Genomic DNA, 6,844 nt, shown 5'->3' with positions numbered 1-6,844 from the left:
GATCTGAAACAGCGTGCTGGCAGGTAACTCAAGTCCTTCAAAGAAGCGCTGGCGTACCGGATGAATATGCGGCACCAGCGCCAGGTCGGTGACATAAGTGGTGGTGCGCACAATCCAGTCACGCTGTGCACCCAGCCCCTCCAGCAAACGATCGATATTGGCATACACTTGCTCGACCTGCTGCTGCATATCTCCAATGCCGATCACGTTTCCTTCTTCATCCCACGCGACTTGCCCGGTCGGGAATACCGGCGTTCCGGGACGAATTTTGACGTGATTGTAATAGCTGCGCGCCTTCAAACCGGCGGGATTGATAATGCTCATAACGCTCCTTAACCCTGTTTCGTTCGCGAATGTTCTCGCTTCAAGGCTATCACTCGTGCGCGTTGCCGGGTAAAGGTATCCTGGCAACGCCGCATTGCCGCTAAAGCAACACGGCGGCGGTTACAAACGCTTTTGTGACGCGGCATCGAACAGCATCGCACGCGCATAATCCACTTCAACGGCAATCATATCGCCTGCTGCGGCACCGGAACGTTGGGTGGTAAACAGCATCACCTCATGCCCGAATAAGTTGCCGTGGATGAGCTCGGATAAACCGGTGGGTTCGACGAGAGAAACCTCCAGTGGCAGCGCGTGTGGAGAACCTGCTGAAGCCAGTGCGATGTTTTCAGGTCTGATGCCATAAATGACTTCACGACCTTCAGGCTGATTGGCCCATGCCGGGTTAGCGGGCAACAGCGCGCTGTCGCCGATGCGCACGCCATTCGGGGTGACAACGCCATTGATAAAGTTCATGGACGGTGAGCCGATAAAGCTGGCGACAAACTTGTTGGCTGGCGTGTCATACAGTTCCAGTGGTGTGCCGACTTGTTGGATAACTCCGTGGTTCAGCACCACAATCCGGTCGGCCAGCGTCATCGCCTCAACCTGATCGTGCGTGACATACACGATAGTGTTGTTCATCTGCTGATGCAGGCGTTTAATCTCGACGCGCATCTTGCCGCGCAGTTGTGCATCCAGATTGGAGAGCGGTTCATCAAACAGAAAGACCTGCGGCTGGCGCACGATCGCGCGTCCCATCGCCACTCGCTGGCGCTGGCCGCCGGACAGTTCTTTGGGACGACGATCCAGAAGATGTGAAAGATTAAGGATATCCGCCGCTCGCTTCACTTTCTCCTCAATCTCCGCACGCGGACGTTTCTGGATTTCGAGGCTAAAGCCCATGTTGCGTGCCACCGTCAGGTGCGGGTAGAGCGCATAACTCTGAAACACCATTGAGATATCACGATCTTTCGGGGCGACATCATTCATCAGTCGTTTTCCGATGCGGAGATCGCCGCTACTCGCCAGTTCCAGACCCGCAATGGTGCGCAGTAAGGTGGATTTGCCACAGCCGGACGGCCCGACCAACACCACGAACTCACCATCGTTAATCGTGAGGTTGATATCGCGCAGGACTTCAACATTGCCGTAGCGTTTGTCGATCTGCGCCAGTGTAATTTCTGCCATGTTTACCCCTTAACCGCGCCAGCGGTCAGACCCTGAACCAGATATCGTTGAATAAAGGCGAAGAACAGACAGGCAGGAATCAGCGCCATTACGGCGGCTGCCATCATTTCACCCCATGAAACGGCAAATTTGGAGACGAAGCTGAGTAAACCCACCGGGAAGGTCATCACTTCGTTTTTGTTGATCAGCATCAGCGAGAACAGCAGTTCGCTCCATGCCGCGGTAAACACGAAGCCGAGCGTTGCCGCCATTCCCGGTAACGTCAGCGGAACCAGTACCCGATACAGCGCCTGAAAACGTGTGCAGCCCTCCAGCATCGCAGACTCTTCCAGATCTTTGGGAATGGCATCAAAGAATGACTGCATCAAAAAGGTGGCAAACGGGACGTTAAAGGCGGTGTAAATCAGCACCAGACCCAGAAGACTGTTGGTCAGGCCGAGCGGGGCCATCACGCGATAAATCGGGGCGATGATCATCACCAACGGGAACATCTGCGTGAACAACAGCAGCGCCGCCATCACCATCTTGCCGCGAAAGTGAAAACGCGAAAATGCATAGCCGGCACCAGCAGCAATCAGCGTGGTCAGGAAAGCGGTGCTGAAAGAGACGATCAGACTATTGCTGAAGAAGGTGGGGAAATCACTGTCGGTGAGCACTTTTTGAAAGTGGCCTAAAGTGAAGCCGCCCGGCAACAGTGTCACGCCCTGGCTGAACAGCAGCTGATCCGGTGTGACTGAAATCTTAATGATCCAGTAAAGCGGAAACAGGGCAAACAGCAGGTAGAGGCCAATACTCAGGCGATGGCCAATCATGGGTAACAGTTTCATTTCGCCTCCTTATTTCAACAGTTGATGACGAATGCGCAGCAGAACCAGCGCGTAGCAGGTCATCAGCAGTAACAGAAACACCGCCATTGCCGAGGCATAGCCAAAATCGAGTTTGCGATAGGCGGTGGTGAAGATGTAGCTGGATAGAATCGAGGTGGATCCGGCGGGGCCACCGTCGGTCATCACCACGATCAGATCGGCGAAGTTGGCGATCCAGATGGTACGTAGCATCACGGTGATGGCGATCATCGGTGCCAGGAAGGGCAGCGTGACGCGACAGAATTGTTGCCAGCCGCTGGCACCGTCAATCGAAGCCGCTTCATACAGATCTTTCGGGATGGATTGCAAAGCGGCCAACAGGGTAATGGCAAAAAACGGAATACCAAACCAGACGTTAGCAATGATCGGTCCCCACATGGCCAACTGAGGATCGGACAAGATATTGTATGGCTCGCTCAGTAATCCGAGATCGCTCAGCCACTGTGGTAACGGGCCGACCACCGGGTTAAGCAGCCAGGACCAGGTCAGGCCGGATAGAAAGGCGGGCACCGCCCAGGGCAGAAACACCAGCGCCTGCACCCAGCGACGAAAACGAAATTCGCGGTTGAGCAGCAGCGCTAACGCCAGACCGAAGAAAAACTGCAACAGCAGTGAGCTGAGCGTCCAGTTCAGCGTGTGACCGAGTGCTTTAAAAAAGCGCCGATCGTCAAACATTTCGGCAAAGTTATCCCAGCCCACCCACCCGCTATCCATCGGATTGAGCAGATTCATGCTCTGAAACGCGTAGGAAATGCCGATCGCCATCGGCACAAAAATAAACAAGGCGATCAGCAACAGTCCCGGCGAAAGATAAAACCACGGCTCAGCCAGCCGCAGCCAGCGCGTGTAGCGCGGGCGCGGCGAGCGGGCGTCAAGTGAGGTTTCTAACATCATCATTGTTCTCCGCGCGATCGGTGATTACTGCGTGGCGAGCCAGCTTTTCTGCTCTTTGGTCAAATATTTAGCCCAGTCTTTCACCATGTCTTCGGTGTCGTTTTCACCCAGCAGGGTTTCCTGGCTGCTCTCTTTCACAATCACCGAGTTAAAGTAACCCCAGCCTTTCAGATGTGTCGGCATGGTTAAGGGCACATAGTTCGGATCGTTTAACTCTTTAAACCAGCCGGCAAACTGCGGTGTTTGATAGAAAGGATCCTGCTCTGCACCTTTATAAATCGGCAGGGTGCCAACAAATTTTGCCCATGCGAGGTTGTTGGTCTTATTACTCAGGAAGGTGATGAGTGGCCAGGCGAGATCTTTTTGTTTGCCCTGTTTAAACATCGCCCAGCCGGTATAACCAATGGTAGGGAAAGCTTTACCCGACGGTCCGACAGGCATCGGTGCAACGGCAAAATCATCGGCGGCCATGCTGTTTTTAATCGCAATCAGCGCATCGGGGTCCTGATCGAGCATGGCGCACTTGCCGGAATAGAAACCGGAGACGATTTCGTTAAAGCCCCAGTTCACACTGTCTTTTGGCGCGCCGCCTTGTTTGTACATGTCGACCAGCAACTGCGCCCCTTTGATCGCCCCTGGCTGAGTCAGAGTACTGTTGCCGGATTTATCGAAGAAATCCGGTGAGCCGTTCATTGCCGCCATAAACATCATCCAGGCGTTGGTGCCGCCGACGCCGCCGCGCATACAGTAGCCGCTGATGCCGTTACCCAACTGGCTGATGCGTTTAGCATCGCTGGCAAACTCATCCATGGTTTTTGGCGGCTCGCTCAATCCGGCCTGCTGGAAGAGTTTCTTATTCCAGAACAGGGCGCGCAGGTAGAAGCCGTAAGGGATCATGGTGGCTTTGCCATTGGCGGCACGCGCCATCGCCAGCGTTTTATCGGTTAACTGGGCGGTGCCATCCCAACTTTTGAGACGTGGTTCCAGATCCTCCAGCATGTTGTTGCTGGCATACAGCCCTTGCCAGGTATCTGGCATTTCCACCACATCGGGCACTTGTCCGCTTTGCAACATGGTGCCTAATTTTTCAAACGCCTGACCCCACGGCAGCGAGATCAGCTCAATTTCCGTGCCGGGATGCTGGGTTTTGTATTCGGTCAGCATCTTCTGCAGCAGTTCAGTGCGGGGCGGGCTGGTAATCACTTCCACCACGGTTAATTTTGCCGCCATACTGCTGAGTGCTGAACCCAATCCAATGGCTAAAACCAGTGCGTTAATCGCAAAACGAGTCGTCATTGCAGCTTCTCCTGGGAGTGATTATGCGCGGGTTGCGGTGGCCAGCGCCTGTTGCAGGTCGTTCCAAAGGTCTTCGGTTTCTTCCAGTCCAATCGAGATGCGGATCAACCGTGGCGAGACGCCAAAATCAACGGCCGAGTTAAATTCGCTGGCTTGATTGATGACCGAGATGGCGGGCATCACCAGGCTTTCGAATCCGCCCCAACTCACCCCCATATGGAAGTACTGCAAGGCGTTGCAGAAGGCGGGGATATCGATTTGTTCGGTCACTTCAAACGCAAACAGGCCACTGTAGCCGCGCAGCGATGACCAGGATTTGGGGGACAAACCGGGATGGCACACTGCCGTAACCTGTGGATGGGCACTCAACTTTTGCGCCAGTTCCATGCCGCTTTGGTGATGCTGCTTCATGCGCAGGGGGAGCGTGCGCAGACCACGGATCAGCAATGAGGCTTCATGCGCCGATAGCTTGCCGCCGAGGAACGGGCTGATGTGGCGTGCGATATTGCCGATGTGCTGTTGACTGGCAATGACCAGGCCGGCCACCACATCACTGTGCCCGCTGATGTATTTCGATGCCGAGTGCACCACGATGTCGATCCCACACAGTAACGGCTGCTGGAAAATCGGCGACGCCCAGCTGTTATCGATAATGGTGACCGCACCAGCATCACGCGCCAGCGTGGCCAGTTTATTCAGGTCCAACTCGCCCATCACCCAACTCACCGGACTTTCCAGGTAGAGCAGGCTGGCACCCGGCAGCGCGGCACGAATTGCCTCTTCATCATCACCATCGACGAACTCGGTGGTGATACCAAAACGCTGGCAGAAGCCACGCAGGAAGCGATACGTATCGGGATAGACGTGATTAACACACACCACTTTTGCGCCGGGTTGCAGCACGCTGAGAATGGCATTGCTGATGGCGGCCATGCCGCTGCCGAACGCCAGGCAAGCCTCGCCCCCTTCCAGTGCGGCAACTTTCTCCTGCAGCGCTCGGACCGTGGGATTATCGACGCGCGAATAGAGCGGTTGATCGCTTTCGCCACGGAAGCGGGCAATCATGCTATCGTAATCGCTGAAGGTGAACAGTGACGATTGGTAGATCGGCGGGGTGACCGCGCCTTTTTCATGACGTAAATCATGGGACAAAAGTGTTTGTTGCGAGACCGGTTTATCGTTTGGCATTGATGACATCCTTCATGTCGCGTTCAGTGATATCGAGAATTTGATGGCAAATGGCGCGCGCGGCTTCGCCATCCCGCTGGCAAATGGCATTGAAGAGATCGCGGTGTAACGGGAAGGAGTCGGCAAACAGTGCCTGCTCCGGTGGCGATTCAAAAAAGGCGTGCATGCTGTCGTAGATGCCGTTAAGCATTTGCAACAGAAGGGGGTTGCCGGAAGCGCGATAAATGCTGGTGTGAAACGCCCAGTCTTCGGCACCGGCTGAGCCGACCGCCAGATGCACGCGCTCCATTTCAATCAATCGCTGTTCGATTTCCAGCAGGTCTTCGGCGCTTGCACGCTGTGCAGCGAGCACACAGGATTCTGATTCGATAATGCGACGGACCTCCAGTGCGTGCAGCATATTGGCGGAGTCATTTTTGAATCGCAGCGAGAGGAAGCTGTCGTTGATGCCGACATCTGCCTGCAAAAACGTGCCGCTGCCTTTCTTACGCAGAATGATGCCCAGTGCTTCCCAGCGTTTTAACGCCTCACGCACGGTGTTGCGGCTCACCCCGAGTTTCTCCGCCAGTTCGCGTTCAGGCGGTAAGCGACTCCCCGGCTGCGCGCCGGATTGCGCCATAAAACGCGTGAGTGCATCAAGAATCAGCGTGTCACTGCGCGGTGTGGTTATCGGTTGAAGCTCAAAAGGAGATTGCATAGCGCTGCCTTAATTGGTCCAACATCTCTACCAATTTCATAGCAAGGCGCGTGCCATTATTTTTATGCCTGATTTAATTGACGTTTCTGGGCAGTAATAAGCAGGAGATCTGAGTTTTACTGGTGCAAGGCGAAAAAAAATGCACCGGGATGTCACAGCGAGGATATAAAAAAGGCGCGAATTAACGCGCCATTTATATATGCGTAAATAAATTAGCTGGCGTCAAAAATCACATACAGTTTACGCATCGTGCTTTCAATTACCCAGGTCCCTTCAGTATTGGCTTCGAAGAAAAAGGAATCACCCGGTTTAAAATTTAGGGTTGCTTCGCCATCAGGAGTAAATGAACCTGTGCCGTTAAGAAAATGCATAATTTCAGCCTGTTTCACTG

At 54.3% G+C, this 6,844-nt stretch carries 8 protein-coding genes; all 8 read right to left on the bottom strand.

The window, feature by feature from the left end; genetic code table 11:
- Positions 1-324 (bottom strand): RidA family protein (locus QMM04_RS19795; protein ID WP_282996830.1); only part of this gene is annotated, 324 nt, incomplete at its 3' end.
- Positions 325-444: 120 nt separating this feature from the next.
- On the bottom strand, positions 445-1,512 hold the full coding sequence (gene ugpC, locus QMM04_RS19790; RefSeq protein WP_182058310.1) for a sn-glycerol-3-phosphate ABC transporter ATP-binding protein UgpC: 1,068 nt from the start codon (positions 1,510-1,512) through the stop codon (positions 445-447).
- 2 nt (positions 1,513-1,514) lie between these two features.
- Entirely contained in the window at positions 1,515-2,339 is an 825-nt protein-coding gene (locus tag QMM04_RS19785; protein WP_166934347.1) for a carbohydrate ABC transporter permease, read from the bottom strand.
- A gap of 9 nt (positions 2,340-2,348) precedes the next feature.
- Positions 2,349-3,275: a sugar ABC transporter permease gene (locus QMM04_RS19780; protein ID WP_282996829.1), complete on the bottom strand. Its 927-nt coding sequence runs from the start codon at positions 3,273-3,275 to the stop codon at positions 2,349-2,351.
- Positions 3,276-3,296: 21 nt separating this feature from the next.
- A complete protein-coding gene (locus QMM04_RS19775; protein ID WP_160833818.1) occupies positions 3,297-4,568 on the bottom strand; it encodes a sugar ABC transporter substrate-binding protein in 1,272 nt (423 codons plus the stop codon).
- A gap of 21 nt (positions 4,569-4,589) precedes the next feature.
- Complete coding sequence (locus tag QMM04_RS19770; RefSeq protein WP_282996828.1) at positions 4,590-5,756, bottom strand: PLP-dependent transferase; 1,167 nt, start codon at positions 5,754-5,756, stop codon at positions 4,590-4,592.
- Positions 5,743-6,453: a FadR/GntR family transcriptional regulator gene (locus tag QMM04_RS19765; RefSeq protein WP_058961058.1), complete on the bottom strand. Its 711-nt coding sequence runs from the start codon at positions 6,451-6,453 to the stop codon at positions 5,743-5,745. Before QMM04_RS19765 ends, QMM04_RS19770 begins: the two co-directional genes overlap by 14 nt.
- Before the next feature lie 212 nt (positions 6,454-6,665).
- Positions 6,666-6,844: cupin domain-containing protein (locus tag QMM04_RS19760; RefSeq protein WP_349253946.1), on the bottom strand; the 179-nt coding region annotated here is incomplete at its 5' end.

Origin of the sequence: Pantoea sp. Pa-EAmG (assembly GCF_030024295.1) — a bacterium.
GTDB lineage: Bacteria > Pseudomonadota > Gammaproteobacteria > Enterobacterales > Enterobacteriaceae > Pantoea > Pantoea dispersa.
Note: the sequence above shows the minus strand (reverse complement) of the source record. Positions and strands in the feature narration are given on the sequence as shown.